The sequence below is a fragment of the Pontibacter sp. LHS1 genome (genome assembly GCF_058932855.1).
Map to the genome: position 1 here is coordinate 238,545 of NZ_JBZYWF010000006.1, position 18,120 is coordinate 256,664.

At 45.2% G+C, this 18,120-nt stretch carries 21 protein-coding genes; 18 read left to right on the forward strand and 3 right to left on the reverse strand.

From position 1 onward, the window contains the following. Nucleotides 1-175: 175 nt before the first annotated feature. Genes AC5FXQ_RS13600 through AC5FXQ_RS13615 form a run of 4 tightly spaced genes read left to right on the forward strand, consistent with a single transcriptional unit; the run spans nucleotide 176 to nucleotide 5,955 of the window. On the forward strand, nucleotides 176-1,087 hold the full coding sequence (locus AC5FXQ_RS13600; RefSeq protein ID WP_493603052.1) for an ABC transporter ATP-binding protein: 912 nt from the start codon (nucleotides 176-178) through the stop codon (nucleotides 1,085-1,087). Next, nucleotides 1,084-4,695, forward strand: a complete 3,612-nt coding sequence (locus AC5FXQ_RS13605) for an ABC transporter permease/M1 family aminopeptidase (protein ID WP_493602973.1) — start codon at nucleotides 1,084-1,086, stop codon at nucleotides 4,693-4,695. Before AC5FXQ_RS13600 ends, AC5FXQ_RS13605 begins: the two co-directional genes overlap by 4 nt. Nucleotides 4,696-4,754: 59 nt before the next feature. Beyond that, nucleotides 4,755-5,324: a TlpA disulfide reductase family protein gene (locus AC5FXQ_RS13610; protein ID WP_493602974.1), complete on the forward strand. Its 570-nt coding sequence runs from the start codon at nucleotides 4,755-4,757 to the stop codon at nucleotides 5,322-5,324. 4 nt (nucleotides 5,325-5,328) lie between these two features. Next, nucleotides 5,329-5,955, forward strand: a complete 627-nt coding sequence (locus AC5FXQ_RS13615) for a thioredoxin family protein (protein WP_493602975.1) — start codon at nucleotides 5,329-5,331, stop codon at nucleotides 5,953-5,955. Between the two features lie 308 nt (nucleotides 5,956-6,263). On the opposite strand, the gene AC5FXQ_RS13620 is transcribed toward AC5FXQ_RS13615, so the two are convergent. Continuing rightward, the gene (locus AC5FXQ_RS13620) at nucleotides 6,264-6,638 is read right to left on the reverse strand and encodes a hypothetical protein (RefSeq protein ID WP_493602976.1); all 375 of its coding nucleotides are present in this window, start codon (nucleotides 6,636-6,638) and stop codon (nucleotides 6,264-6,266) included. A gap of 96 nt (nucleotides 6,639-6,734) precedes the next feature. Here AC5FXQ_RS13620 and AC5FXQ_RS13625 point away from each other — a divergent pair, with 96 nt between their 5' ends. From AC5FXQ_RS13625 to AC5FXQ_RS13655, 7 genes are all read left to right on the forward strand, one after another. Further along, entirely contained in the window at nucleotides 6,735-7,619 is an 885-nt protein-coding gene (locus AC5FXQ_RS13625; RefSeq protein ID WP_493602977.1) for a hypothetical protein, read from the forward strand. Continuing rightward, nucleotides 7,517-8,185: a tyrosine-type recombinase/integrase gene (locus AC5FXQ_RS13630; RefSeq protein WP_493602978.1), complete on the forward strand. Its 669-nt coding sequence runs from the start codon at nucleotides 7,517-7,519 to the stop codon at nucleotides 8,183-8,185. Before AC5FXQ_RS13625 ends, AC5FXQ_RS13630 begins: the two co-directional genes overlap by 103 nt. 229 nt (nucleotides 8,186-8,414) lie before the next feature. Continuing rightward, entirely contained in the window at nucleotides 8,415-8,660 is a 246-nt protein-coding gene (locus AC5FXQ_RS13635) for an AbrB/MazE/SpoVT family DNA-binding domain-containing protein (RefSeq protein ID WP_089320658.1), read from the forward strand. Further along, complete coding sequence (locus AC5FXQ_RS13640; RefSeq protein ID WP_493602979.1) at nucleotides 8,651-8,974, forward strand: type II toxin-antitoxin system PemK/MazF family toxin; 324 nt, start codon at nucleotides 8,651-8,653, stop codon at nucleotides 8,972-8,974. The genes AC5FXQ_RS13635 and AC5FXQ_RS13640 overlap by 10 nt, the downstream gene beginning before the upstream one ends. A gap of 241 nt (nucleotides 8,975-9,215) precedes the next feature. Next, nucleotides 9,216-9,884 carry a hypothetical protein gene (locus tag AC5FXQ_RS13645; RefSeq protein ID WP_493602980.1) on the forward strand — a complete coding sequence of 223 codons (669 nt, stop codon included), beginning with the start codon at nucleotides 9,216-9,218 and terminating at the stop codon, nucleotides 9,882-9,884. Nucleotides 9,885-9,968: 84 nt separating this feature from the next. Further along, the gene (locus tag AC5FXQ_RS13650) at nucleotides 9,969-10,388 is read left to right on the forward strand and encodes a hypothetical protein (RefSeq protein WP_493602981.1); all 420 of its coding nucleotides are present in this window, start codon (nucleotides 9,969-9,971) and stop codon (nucleotides 10,386-10,388) included. Nucleotides 10,389-10,517: 129 nt separating this feature from the next. Continuing rightward, the gene (locus AC5FXQ_RS13655) at nucleotides 10,518-10,913 is read left to right on the forward strand and encodes a hypothetical protein (RefSeq protein WP_493602982.1); all 396 of its coding nucleotides are present in this window, start codon (nucleotides 10,518-10,520) and stop codon (nucleotides 10,911-10,913) included. Between the two features lie 303 nt (nucleotides 10,914-11,216). Here the strand turns inward: AC5FXQ_RS13655 and AC5FXQ_RS13660 are convergent, their stop codons facing one another. Both AC5FXQ_RS13660 and AC5FXQ_RS13665 read right to left on the reverse strand, forming a co-directional pair. Further along, nucleotides 11,217-12,350, reverse strand: coding sequence for an IS91 family transposase (locus tag AC5FXQ_RS13660; RefSeq protein ID WP_493602983.1), 1,134 nt, complete (start codon nucleotides 12,348-12,350; stop codon nucleotides 11,217-11,219). Continuing rightward, on the reverse strand, nucleotides 12,350-13,114 hold the full coding sequence (locus AC5FXQ_RS13665; RefSeq protein WP_493602984.1) for a tyrosine-type recombinase/integrase: 765 nt from the start codon (nucleotides 13,112-13,114) through the stop codon (nucleotides 12,350-12,352). The genes AC5FXQ_RS13660 and AC5FXQ_RS13665 overlap by 1 nt, the downstream gene beginning before the upstream one ends. A gap of 304 nt (nucleotides 13,115-13,418) precedes the next feature. On the opposite strand from AC5FXQ_RS13665, the gene AC5FXQ_RS13670 reads away from it, so the two are divergent. From AC5FXQ_RS13670 to AC5FXQ_RS13700, 7 genes are all read left to right on the forward strand, one after another. After that, nucleotides 13,419-14,573, forward strand: coding sequence for a serine hydrolase domain-containing protein (locus tag AC5FXQ_RS13670; protein ID WP_493602985.1), 1,155 nt, complete (start codon nucleotides 13,419-13,421; stop codon nucleotides 14,571-14,573). Nucleotides 14,574-14,633: 60 nt separating this feature from the next. After that, nucleotides 14,634-15,470, forward strand: coding sequence for a DUF1963 domain-containing protein (locus AC5FXQ_RS13675; RefSeq protein ID WP_493602986.1), 837 nt, complete (start codon nucleotides 14,634-14,636; stop codon nucleotides 15,468-15,470). Nucleotides 15,471-15,554: 84 nt separating this feature from the next. After that, entirely contained in the window at nucleotides 15,555-16,013 is a 459-nt protein-coding gene (locus AC5FXQ_RS13680) for a SecDF P1 head subdomain-containing protein (protein WP_493602987.1), read from the forward strand. Between the two features lie 85 nt (nucleotides 16,014-16,098). After that, the gene (locus AC5FXQ_RS13685) at nucleotides 16,099-16,446 is read left to right on the forward strand and encodes a hypothetical protein (protein WP_493602988.1); all 348 of its coding nucleotides are present in this window, start codon (nucleotides 16,099-16,101) and stop codon (nucleotides 16,444-16,446) included. A 92-nt stretch (nucleotides 16,447-16,538) separates the two neighbouring features. Then, the gene (locus tag AC5FXQ_RS13690; protein ID WP_493602989.1) at nucleotides 16,539-17,054 is read left to right on the forward strand and encodes a hypothetical protein; all 516 of its coding nucleotides are present in this window, start codon (nucleotides 16,539-16,541) and stop codon (nucleotides 17,052-17,054) included. A 53-nt stretch (nucleotides 17,055-17,107) separates the two neighbouring features. After that, nucleotides 17,108-17,614: a hypothetical protein gene (locus AC5FXQ_RS13695; RefSeq protein WP_493602990.1), complete on the forward strand. Its 507-nt coding sequence runs from the start codon at nucleotides 17,108-17,110 to the stop codon at nucleotides 17,612-17,614. Nucleotides 17,615-17,706: 92 nt separating this feature from the next. Continuing rightward, nucleotides 17,707-18,048 (forward strand): hypothetical protein, encoded by a 342-nt coding sequence (locus AC5FXQ_RS13700; protein WP_493602991.1) that lies wholly within the window; start codon nucleotides 17,707-17,709, stop codon nucleotides 18,046-18,048. The last annotated feature ends 72 nt before the right edge of the window (nucleotides 18,049-18,120 follow it).

Sequence of the window (18,120 nt, forward strand, 5' to 3'; positions counted from 1 at the left end):
TTAAAAAAATGAAAGCAGCAATAAAGCCTTATCGCCCTAAATGTTTTAGAATCCTACAATAATGGAGGGTTCTGCTTCGGTGGAGAGACCGCTGCGGTGCTGGCATGAAACTGCATTGTGATGAGCATTCCGACAGTCTATAGTAATCAAAGTACATAGAATTATGAAAGATCAAATTGCTTTACGAATACAGAACGTCTCTAAATCCTATTCCAATGGAGTAAATGCGCTACAAAATGTTTCCCTCACTATACCACCCGGCATGTATGGCCTGCTAGGTCCAAATGGTGCCGGTAAATCATCACTTATGCGCACACTGGCAACCTTGCAGAATCCGGATGAAGGTACTATTCACTTTGGGAATATTGATGTGCTCAAACAAAAGGAGGAGGTACAGCAAACGCTGGGTTATCTTCCGCAGGACTTTGGACTACATCCTAAAGCAAAAGCAGAAGAACTGCTAAACTATTTTGCTGTGCTCAAAGGGATAAAGGGAAAAGACGCAAGGAGAGAAGTGGTAGAGGCGCTACTAAAACAAACCAACTTGTGGGATGTGCGCAGGCAAAAGCTTGGAGGCTTCTCAGGAGGGATGCGGCAGCGGTTTGGAGTGGCTGTAGCGATGCTGGGAAACCCAAAGTTGATCATTGTAGACGAACCGACTGCGGGACTTGACCCGGCCGAACGTGTACGGTTTCTCAACCTGCTCAGTGAAATGGGCGAGAACAGCGTTGTCATTCTCTCTACGCATATCGTGGAGGATGTATCCGAACTCTGCACGCGCATGGCGGTGATCAATAAAGGACAGATATTACTGGAAACTGAACCCCAAAGTGCTATCGAAGACTTAAAAGGAAAAGTATGGCGGCGGGTAATAGAAAGGAAGGCATTGCCAGGGCTGGAGCAGGAGCATGTTATCATTTCAACTAAACTTCTTGGTGGCCGGACTGTGGTACACGTCTATAGCGAATCCTCTCCCGGAAGTGATTTCGAACCGGTATCTCCTGATCTGGAGGATGTTTATTTCACTGTGATCGCTCAGGACTCCAGAAAGAACCAGGTACAAGAAACTAAGGAGGTGCTGGTATGAAACTTTGGGAAACTTTCCGATATGAGGTTGTTTACCAGATGCGAAGCGTCTCGACCTGGTTCTTTTTCCTGCTTCTTTTAGTAATTACTTTTTTCATGGCCCGCGACATCTTTACTGAAGAGATGATCATTGGTGGCTACTCCAGAAATGCACCTTATTTTGTTGCTAAAATTACCGTTATAGCCTTTCTGCTGGGGCTATGGATACTGGCTCCAATTTCTGGCAATGTAGCGGCTAGAGACATAGAAACCAGGATGCACCCGCTCCTCTACACTGCACCTGTTAGTAAGCTTGTCTACCTTGGAGGCCGTTACCTCGCCGCCTTTGCCCTTGGAGCACTCGTCATGACCGCCATTCCGGTCGGCCTTTTGGGTGCTTCATTTTTCCCCGGTGAACATCTGGGGCTTCCAGGACCAATCAATCCAGCCGCTTATATCAGTGCCTATTTCCTGCTCCTGCTGCCAAACACCTTTGTCGCAGTGGCATTCATGTTTGCTGTGGCTGTTCTGAGCCGACGAGGCGTTGCGAGCTTTCTTATGGGAGTTTTTATTGTTTTCGCAGCAATCGCCACCTGGCAGCTAATTGCTGTGGAGCTGGAGAACTGGAATCTCGCAAAGCTGACGGATCCACTGGGAATCACTTTAATTCAGGAACTGAAAAGCGTATGGACACCCTTAGAGAAGAACACACATTTGCCAGCAACGCAAGCCTGGACGCTTCTAAACCGGCTCTTGTGGTGCGCTTTTGCGCTTGGTATTCTTGCTCTCACCTATTTGCGTTTCACTGTAAATCCCGTCTTCCAGAGTGAGAAAAAAGATCGCACATGGCTCCGTTTATCAATCCTTTCTAAGATTCCGGACAGCTACCATACTGTAAAAAATGCCGCTGTTGTAGTTCCGCAAGTAAAACAAGCTTTTGGGGTTTCAACCCGGCTGCTACAGCTCGTAACGGTCGCCAGGGAGTCATTTAAGGTAGTGATGGATAGGGGATGGGTCGTTTTTGCCTGCCTCTCAATTTTTGTGGTCATTACGAGCCCTTCCTGGTTCAATGAATATCACTTCGTTCCTGAGCTGCCTGTTACAGGACATCTTTCAATTTTATTAGAAAACATTAATTACAATGCCATGTGGCTTGTGATCCCGCTCCTCATCCTCTACTACGCAGGAGAGCTTGTTTGGCGGGAGCGGGAAGCAAGGCTTAACGAGATAGTTGGCGCCGCGCCCATGCCGGTGTGGGCCTCCTTCGCAGGTAAGTTCGCCGGACTCTTCCTTGCACTTGTGGTATTACAGATGCTTATAATGGTTTCCGGAATGGTAGTCCAGATGCGTCTGGGGTACTATGACTTTGAAGTAGGTCTTTACCTGAAGATTCTATTTGGGATCCGGTTAGTTGAGTATGTCTTACTGGCGCTACTCTCGTTTGCTATCCATGTCGTGGTCAACCAGAAATACATTGCCCACCTGATCACGATCATGTTTTTTATTGTTCTCTTTTTTGGTCCTTCCATGGGCATTGAACCCGGGCTGCTGGTGTACGGGTCTGATCCCGGGTGGACCTATTCAGAAATTCGAGGATTGGAGCCGTACCTGGGGCCGTTGCTTCTTTTTAAACTTTACTGGGTAGCATGGGCCCTGCTATTAGCTGTAGTAGCAAAACTACTTTGGCCCCGAGGCACAGAAAGAAGTCTGAGACAAAGGCTTCGGGAAGGGAATCGCCGCCTGACTCGCCCAACAATGGCAATTGCCACCTTTGCCGGGTTGCTCGTTCTAATTCTGGGAGGTGTGATCTTTTATAACACTAACATCCTGTACCCTCGGACTGCTGCCCCCAAAGGAGAAGAGTGGAAAGCAGATTATGAGAAGCTGTATAAAAAGTATATGAATAGACCACAGCCCTGGCTGACCGGAACAAATCTTCATGTAGAGATCTATCCTGAACGGCGGGCAGTGGAGATACGCGGCAGTTCTGATTTTGTAAACAGGACCGCATCAAAGATCGATACGATCCATTTGGCGACTGCGTTGGGCCTTGAAAATCATCTGATACGCTTCAAGCCTGCTGCCAGACCGGCGCTGGTGGACGGGGAGCTTGGTCATCATATCTATGTGCTGGAAAAGCCTCTTTATCCCGGAGATTCGCTACGGCTAGACTTCCATATGAGCTATAGCCCTCAAGGCTTCCCGAACTGGGGAATTGATGCTTCTCTGGTAGAGAATGGCTCCTACTTCGACAATTCGTGGCTACCTGCAATTGGCTATAAAAGGGAACGGGAAATTGACGATCCTGTAGAACGAGCTGAGCAGGGACTCAAGCCTCACCAGGGGTTCTGGCTGGAAGATGATGAAGCACGCATGGGAATTCCCGGACAGGAGCGTATTTATTTTGAAGCTGTCGTGGGCACCAACAAAGGGCAAATTGCAGTAACCCAAGGAAAACTGCAAGCGAGTTGGACGGAAAACGGGCGTAGCTATTTTCATTATGCAGCTGAGGCTCCAATCACTAATAGATATGCTTTTTTCTCAGCCGATTACGATGTGCTTAAAGGGCAGTGGAAACACCCCGACTCGGCGCAGACTGTAAATATTGAAATTCTCTATCATCCCGGTCACTCGCTAAACATAGAGCGGATGATTAGTGGCGTACAGGCATCACTAAGTTATCTTACCTGGCAGCTGGGTCCTTATCCGCACAGCGAGATCCGTTTCCTGGAGAACTCTGGTTTTAATAAAGGTATGTATGCGCATCCAACCAACGTTTGGTACAGGACTGGAATTGCGCTTCTTAACCCGGATGAGGACCCACGGGAAGTCGATCTAATCTTCTCCATTGTTGCACATGAAGTGGCTCACCAATGGTGGGCACATCAACTTTCTCCGGCCCTTGTGAAAGGGAAAGGGTTGCTGACCGAAACCCTTGCATGGTATTCCGCTCTGGAGATTGTGGAGGAGGCCCAAGGGAAGAAACAGTTCCTCGGGCTCCTCCGCATGATACAGCAGGAACACTTTAGCCCACAATCAAGAGCCGTTCAACCCTTATTGCAAGCAAGCGATCATGATCTGATCTACCGCAAGGGACCCCTTGCCCTGTATGCAGTACGTGAATATATAGGGAAGGAGCAAATGAGTATAGCGCTTCAAAAATTGTTCAGGAAAAACGCCTCCGGGGCTCCGCCATTGCCTACCCCGCAAGATCTTTACAGCGAACTTCAACATGTTACCCCGGATTCCATCCAGTATTTATTACACGATTTATTTGTCGCGAATACATATTGGGACTTGAAAACAGAAAGATCTTCAGCCAGAAAAACCAATGCAGGTAACTGGGAGGTGAGCCTGGATGTGCAGGCAAGAAAATATACCGTTGACACATTGGGCGTCGAAGCAGATGTGCCAATGAATGACTGGATACAAATAGGAATTTTTGAACCTGGGGACGGGCAGAAGGGTGAACGGGAAACTATCTACTTACAATGGCACCGCATCCGCTCTGGAAAGCAGACTATAGTGGTGAATTTGCCACGTAAGCCCGCATATGCCGGTATTGATCCGAATCATCTGCTAATGGACCTGAAAAGACTTGATAATAGTAGTGAGGTGAGTCTTCAGTAGCAGGAATAACAATAAGTGGGTATGAAATTTTTAGTAACTGTTGCTAAATAAACTTAGAGATGATTAAGTCTAAGAAAAACATAAATCTTGTAGCGGTTTTCTCACTGCTAATCGTTTTTGTCTGTTGCACTTCAGATGGCGAATCTGAAATTACTAATAACGCAGGCGGATTTGCAATTAGTGACACTGCGCGTGACTACAAAGTAGAGAAAGTGACCAGATTTCCTGAGCTCCAGGAATATATTGCTACACGTAGTGATACGAAGGTAAAAGTCATCAATTTCTGGGCTACCTGGTGCGCGCCTTGTGTAAAGGAGTTGCCCTTTATAGACTCCCTGCGTTATGCGTATGGTCCGGATAAAGTTGAGGTACTGCTTGTAAGCTTTGATTTTCCGGATGAGCTTAGCAAGGTTAATACGTTTATTCAGCGTAAAAAAATAGGCTCTACTGTTTGGATACTGGACGAGTCTGACCCCAATCTTTTTATTGATCAGGTGGATCCTTCCTGGTCTGGAGCCATTCCTGCAACCCTTCTTATAAGAAATTTTACGGCTCAAAGAGTCTTCCTTGAGGGAGAACTTACAAAAGCAGAGCTTGAAAAACATATTAATAAACTTTTAAAAGATTAACTCTATGAAAAACGTAAATCTAATTGCGGTTTTATCACTGCTCATCTTTTTTGCCTGTTCATCTTCTGAAGGTGATCATGAGGGTGATGGCGTTACTGGCGGATATGCTGTTGGTGACACTGCTCGTGACTTCCGGTTAAAAAATGTGGATGGAAAAATGGTATCAATGGCTGATTATAAAGAAGCCAAAGGATATATCGTTGTTTTTACCTGCAATACTTGCCCTTTTTCAGTCATGTACGAAGATCGGATTAAAGCGCTGCACACCAAATTCGCAGATAAAGGCTATCCTGTTATTGCTATTAATCCAAATGACGCGCGGAAAAAATGGGGTGATTCATTTAAGAACATGATTGAACGAGCCAAAGAAAAGGGGTTTAGATTTCCATACGTCCAGGATGAAACACAGGAAATAGCCAGGGCATATGGAGCTACGAATACTCCCCATGTTTATGTGTTAGATAAGGATCGTAAGGTTGTATATATTGGCTCTATTGATAATAATGCCAGGGATGCGGCAAGCGCAGATAAACATTATGTAGAGGATGCGATTAAGGCGCTCGAGAGCAGTAAAGCTCCGGAAATCTCTAAAACCAAAGCGATCGGCTGTACGATTAAGTGGGCATCCTAACATTCTCACTCTTCATATAAAGGCCATCTGTTTAGATGGCCTTTTCTATTTCAGAACAGGTGCACCATTAAATATTGCGATTTACTTTCCGATGCAGAAAGTATGCTTGGTTTATAAATGATTGATAAATAGAGTGTTAATTGTGCTATGTGCCTGATTAGGTACAAATGGGGGACAGGATAAATTTACTTTCGGCAAATCAATATTTAGCCAAAAACAAAGGTAAAAAATTTTTCTCTTTCTATTATCCGTATCCAGCAAACCACCCAACCTATCTGTGACATTCAGGTATAAAATAAACCTTTCCCTCACTTGTCCATGTAGGGCTGCCAGTTGACGATGAGCACCTTCTCTTCAGGCAGAAGCATATAGCCATAGTCATAGCACAGGTGGTAGGTGTTTCCCTTCTGGGTACGGTAGACCTGTGTCAGGTAACGGAAATCAAAGCCCGCTAGCTCCAGGTACTGGCGGGGCAGGGTGGTCTTACCCTGCGGACTGAGCTGCTTGAGGATGCTGCGGTTCTTTCTCAACGCGGCATTGATCTGGAGAATCCTGCGTTCGTGCTGGTTCTGTAGCTTGACCGCATTATTGGCCAGGTGCCGGCAGGGGTCAGAGCAGTAGCGCTTGTCGCTTCTGCCCACGATGGCTGTTCCGCACTGGATGCATGTTCTGGCTTGGCTCATAACTTACCCGCGTTTATACCCGCGTATACTCGCGTAATAACGCGGCTAGGGTATGAAAAGGTTTTACTTTTGTCGGCAGTAATACCCTCAACTGCCATGGCTTACCTACCGCAATTACCTGTTGTGTATCTGAATCCGCTGGAACATGGCGGCAAAGCGTTTATACGTATCTGGCATAAGCCTAACCCTTTTATCTCCAAACGCCTGAAAGAGGCTGGTTGGATCAAGTACAGCAAAACCTACAAGTGCTTTGTCATGCACCGCAGCGGCCAGGCCATTGAGATGACGCACCAGCACTTCCAGGGGCTGGCCAAGGTGGATACAAGTTACTTGTACCGGCCCAGGCGCCTGCGCCCGGCGGAAGGAGCCGTTATCCTGCAACAGGACAGGCAGGTGGCAGAGCCATTGAAAAAGGTGCCTGCACGTCCCGTCGTGCGTTTGCAGCCCCTGGAACACCAGGGTAGGCCGTATGCACAAATCAGCTACCAATACAACCCGGAAATCTATACCTGCCTGAAGCAAAGCAAAGTGGCCAGGTGGCTGCAAGACATGCAGTGCTTTGTCATCAGCACCGAAAGCAATAGTCTCCACAGGCTTTTAATGGAGCTGGAGGCGGTAGCCCAGGTGTGGCTGGCGCAGACCATGCAGGTAAAGGACATGGCCCTGCAGGCCCGGCTCTGGGAACAATGCTACCAGAAGGGTGACGGCTATATTGGCTGCCCGCTTCACTACGTGGAGAAGCTATTCCTGCTGAATTACAGCCTCAGTACCATCCGCACATACCACAGCCTGCTCCTGCGCTTTCTGAACGCGCACAAGGGCAGCGGCCTGGAAGGCATCAATACCTTCTCTGAGGAGGCCACCACTACCATAGAAGCATGGTGCAGGCAAGTACCTATTCCGTATCGTTTATCAACCAATCCATCAATGCCGTCAAGTTCTACTACCAACGGGTGCTGTTACGTCACGAGGTACAGCTGAACCAGGTGGAGCGGCCCGAGAAGCCCGAGCGTTTACCCCAGGTGCTCAGCAAGCAGGATGTGCTCAAGATCCTGTCTGTGACTGAGAACCTCAAGCACCGCTGCATGCTGCAACTGCTCTACGCTGGAGGCTTAAGGATTGGGGAGGTGATAGGCCTGAAGCTGACCGATGTGCAGTCGGACAGGAACCTGCTCTTGATCCGTGGCGGTAAGGGTAAGAAAGACCGCACCACACTGCTCTCCCAGAAGCTACTGGAAAGCCTGCGGGCTTATTACAAACAGTACAGGCCAAAAGTGTGGCTGTTTGAGGGGCAGACGGGCGGGCAGTACACGGTGGAGAGCATTCGCAGCGTGTTCAGGGCCAGCAAGGAGAAAGCGGGTGTGAAAGCGCCCGCCACACCCCATACCTTGCGCCACTCGTTTGCCACGCACCTGCTCGAGCAGGGGACAGATCTACGCTACATTCAAGTGCTGCTGGGGCATCGATCCAGCAAAACCACCGAGATCTACACCCACATCACCACCCATGCTCTGGATAAAATTGTCAGTCCGTTGGATAATCTCTAGCAAACGCTTATATTAGCTTAAACATAAACGATCATGCACGCATCATTCACTTATATCAAATCCAGCCAGCAAAAAGATGCTAAAAGAGGGTTTGGCTACTACGTGCATAGTGCAGATAAACGTATGTTGTCTTATATCCGGTAGTTACCTATCATAGTAACCTATAGAACTTTGTCTTGGAATCCATCGTTAATGTAATAACTTTGTAATTACATTAAATAGAAGTGGCATGGAAGTATCAATCATTCAAATAGGAAATTCTAAGGGACTTCGGCTGACCAAGTCCATCCTTGACAGGTATAACATCAAAGATAAAGTTGAGCTAATACTGGAAAAAGGTCAGATTATTTTAAAACCAGTTGAGCATCCAAGAAAAGGCTGGGACAAGGCATTCAGGAAAATGCATGAGAACGGTGATGACCAGCTTTTATTGGATGATGTGTTTGGCGATGAAAGCTTTGACGAATGGAAGTAAGCCAGTATGAGATAGTCTTGGTGAATCTGGATCCCACTGTAGGAAGTGAAATACAGAAGACAAGACCCTGCGTGGTGGTATCCCCTGATGAAATCAATCATAATCTAAGAACAGTCGTTATCGCGCCGATGACTACCAAGAGTCGTAGTTACCCAACCCGTGTAAAAGTGAAACACAATAACCAAGTGGGGTGGGTAGTGATTGACCAGATACGGACTATTGATAAAGTCCGTATCGTCAAAGTGTTAGGAAACCTAAATCCTTCCGAAATAGCTACCTGCAAGAGTGTGATAAAAGAAACCTTCGTGGACTAATAAAAGAATAACGAATAGGTAACCCAGTGCAGCCTTAACCCTCGCTGCGCTTCGGACTTCTGCTGCACTAATCCGTTGGCAGGTATATAAACTAAAAAATTTGAGATCTTTAAAAATCCTTTTCACACTATTTCTCTTCTCATCCACTATTCTCTGTGCGTATGCGCAACGAACCATTAAAGGGAGAGTAATAGACGAAAACTTTGAGATACTACCTGCGTCTAGAGTTTATAACGCAGACATGCTTCAATTAGGAGAGATAGATTCAGAAGGATTTTTTGAAGTAAGTGTTCCAACCGAATCTGATAAACTACTCTTTGGTTTCCTCGGGTATGAATTTGCTACTGTTTCTATTCCCACAAACTGTAACTACCTTGAAGTTATCTTACTTTATCGTGGAACTAATCATTATAGGTCCAATCGGAAAGTAGACAGGCTTCGAAAAAAGGAATTCAATAAATTACCAGAGCTTCATAAAAAGGCTGTTGAAAAAGGGCTTTTCAAAATGGATAGCCCCTGTTATACAAGAGAGTTTATACCTGATAAGCCGCAGCTCGACCAGATAGGAAAAGAGTTGAAAGCGAAAAGGAAAGCTAATAAAAGGTATTATAAAGATTTAGCAATCGGGGATACTATAAGAATTCCTTATAGTGGCAGTAATGGTAGCGACAGAACAGGCAGAACGACTTTGATCCCCTATTCTTACGTTGTGGGTGGGAATCAATTTGATTGCATCATTGAAGGGGTCATAGTAGACAAGAACAAGAGTTACAATGGCTATAATTTTAAGTATAAAGTGACAGATACTGGGCAATGTAAGTATGATTCCATAATACATGAAGAAAGGGATATGAAGAAAGGGGAAGTTTTCAGGTATAATATGAAGTACTTCAAAGTAATAACTGAATAAATACATCTGCCAACACAGCACAGGCACCATGTTCGGCTAATGCCTCACCCGTTGCCTGTACCAACACGTTATGAAAAATAAAAGATGAATAGAACCCCTTTAAAAATTGCAGGAATAGTGAGTGCTATAATCGCAGTTATTGTAATAGGTGGCTTCATATATGTCTTAATATCAATTAATAATAGTTTTTGGGTGACTTCAAGAACAATTAGTATGAAGTTGGATGACCGAGCAAAAGAAACTTTTATTGTAATTGACAAACAGGCAATTCATCCTAATTCAATGGAGTTAAGAATGACTGGTTCTGTAGATGGACAGGGAATACTGAAATTTGGATGGAGTGATTCTTCATTTTATCGTTCTGACACAGTAAATGGAGACTTCAATATTTACTTTGAAAGACTTGATTGGTATAGTGACACATGCTTTTTTAGGTTTGAGCCTTTGACAGCTACAATTGGTGACTTGAAGATTGAATGTGAAATCTTCTCAAGTAGAAAATGACATTTCATAACCACACCCATAAGCCAGCTACGCCGCCTTATGGCCAAGTCCGTTGTAGGTAATACTAATCATGAACATCATAGTTCTTCTATTGACTCTCCGAGCTAAAACTTGGCTTCATATTAAACAATGGGTATATTAATTCTTCCTTTTATACTGGGTTCCTTGATAGCATTTATAGCTTCGGCAGTAACGATAGCTAAATTGGTTGCCAAAAAAGAAGTAAGACTGCCATATCTTATTTATGGTTTTATATTGGCTGCCACTGTCTATGGAGCGATAATAGGCAGCTATGCAATTGAAAAAGAATATTGGGCATTAAGTCCTTTATTTAGATTCCCAATATTTATGTTTTTAATCCCTTTTGGGATTGCAGTAGTTACTAAAAGCAGTCAAAACAATGCCCTTAGGAGAACAGCTATCTTGCTATTTATTAGCATCTTATTCTCTGGTTTATACTTTGCTACTTTTAACAACCTTACGTTTGAACTTCTGGAAAAATTGGGTAATCATGGACATTATTAAAAAAACTTAAAAAGTACTTCCTACAACAACTAAGGCTTCGTTGGGTACGAAGTGCCCACAATGAAGCCGTGGTTGCACGGAACCGTGCGACGCGTTATGGGTTTTAAGTCGGAAGAGGTTAGCTCAACGCTACCTGTCCAAGGCTTTCAGGTAGCTGGCTGGCCCATTGGAGGTGAGCCTGGAGGGGTAAAGAAAGGTGTTTCTGCTGTTTCCGGGAGAGGGTTCCCGCTTTTTTCAGTGCATTTTCTGCCGCATGGGCATAGCTGCGCCAGGCCACCTTTTCAGGCGGCTTTTTTTATATCCCTACTCGAACTCCCGGTACTTGTGCTGTGTCCTTAGACCCTGCGGCGGTCCCCTTTTGGGCAGCACCTGCAGGGTGACCATCGTCTCTTTTTTGCAGCAGGGGCACTCGAGCGGGTTATACTCCTCGAGCTGGCGGACCGGCTGCTTCTGCCTCTTCCCCTCCGGCAGCTGCTGGCGGATCACGGGAATGGCCGCGCCCTTGCCAGTGCCGCTCAGAATGCCGTAGTGGCGTATCCTGACAAAGCCCTTAGGCAGGATGTGCAGGGCGAAGCGGCGGATGAACTCCACGCCCTGCAGCCTCATCTCCAGCTTTCTGGCCCCCTGCCGGTAGTCCCTGTAGGAGAAGGTGACCGTCTGCCCGTCCACCTCCTTTATCCTGTGGTTGCTGATGGCGATCTTGTGGGTGTAGCGGCCCAGGTACTCCACTACGTGCCCGGGTCCCGAGAAGGGGCGCTTGGCATAGACCACCCACTCCTTTTTGAAGAGCGCCCTGATCAGGGACTGATCCGCCCCGGGCAGCTTTTCCCTTAGGGCCTGGACGTACTTTGCCCGGAACACCCGGCTCATGGCCTTCACCGGGAAGAGGTACTTTCCTTTGCCGCGGGCCCCTCGCCACCTGCCGTGCCCGGTGAGCCCGCCGCCCGGCACGATGCAGTGCAGGTGGGGGTGCAGCGACAGCGTCTGGCCCCAGGTGTGGAGCACGGCCACCATGCCCGGCCTTGCCCCCAGGTGCTTTCGGTCACTGGCGAAGGTGAGCAGCGTTGCCCAGGCGGCCTCAAAGAGGGTGTCGTAGACGAGCCTGGGCTGATGGAGGGCCAGCTGGTTGAGCGCCTCGGGCAGGGTGAAGACCACGTGGAAGTAGGGCACGGGCAGGAGCTCGGCCTGGCGGGCCTGTATCCACTCCTCGCGCCTGCGGCCCTGGCACTTGGGGCAGTGGCGGTTGCGGCAGGAGTTGTAGCTGACGCGCACCTGGCCGCAGTCTGAGCAGGCGTCCACGTGCCCGCCCATCTGCTGGGTGCGGCAGCGCATGAGGGCCGCCAGCGTGCGCAGCTGCCAGGAGTTGATGTGGGGGCTGGACTCCACCGCGGGCCAGTGCGCACGAAGCACATCGGCCACTTCAAAGCGGGGGCGCACTAGGCGTAGAGGGTGTCGAGCGGGGAGAAAGGCCTGCGGCTCCCGGACTGGGCCACGTGCAGATAGACCATCGTCGTGTCGATGCAGGCGTGGCCCAGCAGGTCCTTGATGGAGACGATGTCCAGCCCGTCCTCCAACAGGTGGGTGGCGAAGGTGTGGCGCAGGGTATGGGGCGTGACCTGCTTGGAGAGGCCGGCCGCCTGGCGGGCCGAGCGCACCACCCACTGGATGCCGGCCGTGTTGTAGCGCCTGTCGCGCAGCCCCTGCTCGTTCTCCTGCACCTGGCCGTTGAAGAGCCAGGTCTGCGGGCACTCGGCCTGGATATAGGCCTCAAGGCCGCGGACCAGGTGCCCGCTCAGGGGCACGTAGCGGTCCTTGCCGCCCTTGCCCTGGCGCACGTGCAGCATCCGGCGGTCAAAGTCCAGGTCTACTAGCTTCAGGTTGCAGGCCTCACTGCAGCGCAGGCCGCAGCCGTAGAGGGTGGCCAGCAGCACGCGGTGCTTGAGCAGCTTGGGAGCACGGAGCAACCTTCTGACCTCGGGCTTGCTGAGCACGACGGGCAGCTTTCCCTCGCGCCGCAGGGCAGGCAGCTCGATGCGCTTGTCCTTGAGGCCTTCCATGCGGAAGACGTAGCGCAGGGAATAAACGGTGAACTTGAAATAGGAGTTGGAGGGGGTATTGTGCTCCTGCTTTACCAGGTAGAGGTAATCGTTGATCTGATCAGCATCCAGCTCGGTGGGCAGGCAGTTAAAGTGCAGGGCCACCTTGGCCAGGTGGTGGCTGTAGTTTTTGAGCGTGCTCTGGCCGCGGCCGGCGACGGTGATTTTTTTGGAGAACTTCTCGTAAAGCTCGCTGAATCCCGCTACATTAGAGCAGGCGGTCTGGATAAGGGTTGGCTCTTTTTTTTCATCTTAATTAGAAGTTAAATGTGAATCAAAAGATAGCCCTTATCCGCTGCTTTTTAAAACCAGCTACCGAAGGTTTAGTGCAACAAAGTGCATAATTTAGGCTCGGCTACGCCTCCCCACATTATGCACCAACACGTTGGCATAAATAAACCTAATAGAAATGAAGCACACTCTTTTTACTTCAGTTTTTCTTCTAATTGCTCTAAACGTTTTAGGCCAGAACCAGAGTAAAAGTCTAACTAAGAGCCTTGAGAAGCTGAGCGAAAGAAATGTGCTTCCTGGTTTCGCAGTCTCTGTGCTCAACTCAGATAGTATAATGTACTCTCACTCCTTTGGGTACTCTGACATTTCTTGCCAAAGACCATTTACCCAAGAAACAGTACTCAATATTGGCTCAGTGAGCAAAACTTTTGTTGGTTTAGCCTTGATGAAAGCCATCAACGAAGGAAAATTGAGTTTAGACTCAAACATTAATGATTTTTTACCCTTCAAGGTTCAGAACCCATATTACCCCAACCAGCCCATTAAGGTATTGCATTTAGTCACACACACCTCTGGAATAACTGACAGAGAAGAGATATATAAGCAGACATATACACAAGAGTTGGATATCGACGCATATAAGGCGTTCTTGAAGGAGTACCTAAGCAGTAAGGGGGCAAACTATTCTGAAAAGAATTTCTTGAAGCACAAGCCAGGAGAGTGGCAGGAGTATAGCAATATAGGTTCTGCACTGGTGGCTTTTGTGGTGGAAGGGGCCACCAAATTACCCTTCAAGGAATATACAAGGCGGCATATAACAGACCCTCTAGAGCTTAGCTCAACAAGCTGGTTTCTTAAAGACATCCCGAAAAATAAGCATGCAGTCTTATATACTCCTCAACGACAATCTATTCCACTTTACTCTTTGCTGACATACCCGGACGGTGGCTTAAAGTCTAACCTCAATGACTTGAACAAGTATCTACAGGAAATCATTAGAGGCAGTGTCGGCAAGGGTAGAATTCTAAACGATTCTTCTTATAAAATTTTGCTTGACTCCAAATTTGAAGACGGCTTCAATCCCAATAACATTAATCCCAAAGAACCTAATATCGGAGTTTTTTGGGTGCATAAGAGAAATGGAGAAATAGGACATACAGGAGGGGATCCAGGTATAACAACTTTCGTTTTCTTCAATCCCAAAACAGCAACTGGAAGAGTATTCATAACTAACACTTTACTAGAAGAAGAAGAACAGGTTGAGGTGTTCGCAAAAATTTGGCAGCTTTTAAAAGAGTATGAAGAACAAATTACTGATGCCGACAAAAGCTAAAACACACCAAGGCGTGCATTAGCCCAACCGTTGTGTGCCATATGAAAACTAATAACTGAAATGAGTTTTTGGAAGAAAATATTCGGAAGTAAGAGCGAAACAAATGAAGATAAAGCTGAATCGCATTTTGATAAATATAGAAGCGAGTTAAATGAACTGAATTTGAAATCGATCTCTGATTTAGAAAATTTGGTTAAACCATTAATAAGAAAAACAACTAAGCTCGAAATTCAACCATCTTTAAGACCACCTGAAAATTCTCAATTAGAATCTCATTTTGGAGGGCACCCATACTTTGAAAAAGGTGAGGAATGGCCAAAGGGTAAAAACGGAAAACACTTGGACTTCATTTTTCAAGTTTTCAACTCACCTGAATTAGAGTTGCCAAAAAGTATAGAGTTAGTGCAATTCTTTTACGATTGGGATGAATTTCCGTGGGACACAGAAAATGATGGATGGTTAGTTAAAATATATGGCGAAATAAAAAAAGAGAGCATTGAGTTTATAGATAAACCTATTGATTTAAATAAATCAAAATTCTGCAAATTGGAATTTAAGCCAACTCAAACATTACCTGATTGGGAAGGAATCGATTTATTTGGAAATGACGCCTCTAAATTATCGTGTGTACTAAATGAAGATGAGCCTTGGGATAGTTATGACCAAGTCGTAACCAAATTAATTGGAGAACAAGATTATCAAAGTCAGTTAGGAGGTTATCCAAAATGGGTACAAGGAGAATCGACACCAAAAGACAATGAAGGAAACCCAATGAAACTTTTATTTCAAATTGACTCAGAAGATAATGCAGGATTGATGTGGGGAGATGTTGGTTTGATTTATGTATTTTATGATGAAAAATCAGAGAGAATTGAATTCACTTTACAATGTCACTAATCAAAAATAAAAATACGATACATAACAAAACCTAAAGCACATTAAAACGTGCCCTAGCCCAGACGTTAGCAAGTATTTTAATTTATGAAATCAACTTTTAGTCTAATTATATCGCTGCTTTTGAACTTGTGCTTTGATAATGGTGGAGAAAAGCTTCAGACGGGGCAATACTTAATTGAAGAAAGTGGATTAGTAGAATGCCAGCTTGTAGGTAGTAATGAAAAATACAGGCTTAACTCTTCTCCAATATTAACCACTAAACACTTCAAAAAAGCTATGATCGGTTATTACGATATCGGTAGCAGACAAGCACCATTTATCTTGATTGAGCTAACTCATGAAGGGCGGAGCAAGTTCAAGGAGTTCACAGGTAACAATGTCGGGAATGTATCTGGCACTGTTATAAACGGTAGGTTATTGACAGCCATCGTTGTGCAAACAGAATTAGAGATTAATTTTTTGGAAGTTCAGGCTAATGTCTCTAAAAAAGAAATTAAAAGGTTGGTAGAAGAGCTGAATGAAGAAATAAAAACCAATCGCTAACCCGGCACAGGCTCCATACTCGGCTACGCCTCGTTCGCAGCCTGTACAATCCGTTAGCGTTAACAGGTAATTAAGAATTTACGAAATGGATGAAAGGAGAGAATCTATTCTAACCCTTAGGAGAATTACATCTGAATTCCTTAAAGGAGACCTTGACTTTATAAAATATTACGATGTACTCTCCTTTGAATTAGGTTCTACCTTTGACCCTTTTGATTGGACAACGGAAGATTTGGAAAGTGAATTAGTTGAAGAACTAAAGCTATACTTGAAATTTTCAGGTGGCGAGTTTGGAGAGCATCAAGACTTCATTCCAAAGAATAAAGACTGGAAATATGGAGAATCAGACGTGAAATATGCATGGATTGATTCTACAGAGTATAAAGAACTTCTAAAGAGAGAGTATTCTTTAATTAAACTGAAAAGGCTGTAAAACTGATTACGCTAAAAGAGCACATAAGCCAAACTTCGGCTATGCCTTGTTCGCTTTATGTACGAGCCGTTGTGCGGCATTAACTTATTCATATGAAGCTAAAGTTTTTGATATTACTGTTATTATTTACAAGCTGCCAGGCCCATAAAAGTGGACTGTCATCAGATATATCAGAAACTCTTAAAAAGTCAGCAAATCCAACTCTTCTTGCACTTCAGTTTTTAACGGTTAAAATGAAGTATGATCAAGGAGAATGGGCAGACAGCGTAACAGATTATAAAGAGAGTTTTACTGATAGTTTAGATATGTTTTTCTCAGAATTTACAGAAATACAGTTTAAGCAACAGAAGGACACGCTAATGATTCTATATAAATTAAAAGACCCACTAAAAGTTAAGAACTTGGATATAGAATTTGTAGACCCTCAGTTATATACAGAATCTGCAAAGATTAAATTTGTGAGTGAAGCTAAGCCCGTGAATAATAAGAACGAATTCAAAGTGAATGAAGGAAGGATATGGTTTTTTGAGAGAAGTGATCATGTTTCTGTAATTCATGAATATCAAGGTGGGGTTTCAAAGAATAGAATAACGCCCGCACAACAATAGCTATAACGCATTATAATGCCCCATAGCCCAATCCGTTGGGTATAAGTAACAGTATGAATTTAGAACAATTAGCTCAACGAGAAAATAACCTTTGCCTTGTCGTAACAGAGTTGTATCATCAAAAACAGTCGGCAGAAAATGACGAGAAATTAAGAGAAGTGTTTACCTCTTATAAGCACATACATCAACAATATTCCGAAATGGCTGAAATGGATACTGAGGCTTTAAAAAGAGCGCTCTTTATTCAATGGTATGCACTAACTGAACCCAACTATTTGAGTGGTATTAACACTGTCGATGAACAAGCAGAAATTAAGGTAATTACCATCTTAGATGACTTGATTGTCCGTAATGCAGTTGACCCAGAGCTTATTTGGATGCTTAATTACTATGCTACTTGGGATTACGTGTTTGATAGATTTCCAACAAATGTGAATCTGAAAGCATTTGTGGCAAATGTAAATCTTGACACTCTTCCAGAAAAAATAGATAGAAAAGCAATGGGAAAAAGAGGGCAGATGGGCAAATATTGGAACTCTCTTGATAGATACAAAGAATAAAAAATACCTTTACCCAACCAAGTTCAGCCTTTAAGCTCGGCTTCGCCTCGCCCATCGGCTGCACGAGCACGTTATATGCAATAAGAGTAATAATGAAATACTTCGACAAATACATTAAATTAAGAGAAGAGCTATGGCTGGAATTCGAAAAGCTTGTTAGAACAGGAGCAAAGTTTCCTGAATTGTTAGAAGTCATTTACCCAATAGGTATAAACCCAAATGGCTTATCTAAAACGACTGAAGGGAATAGCTGGTTTTATGCGACTGAATTGATTGCTGACCCTAACTATAATTTGCATATAGGTGAAGATATAATCGTTGGGACTGCGAAAGTGACCTTTAAGGACACCAATGGTAGGACCCATAATTTGGAACCTGATATTCTGGATTTATACTGGCTAAGCGAGTTACTTGATAAGAGTAAAAAACCTTAAGACTTCATCCATTAAAAAGAGTTATTCCAAAGCACAAAATATATGTAAGTTCTTTGGAAAAGATTAAAGCAT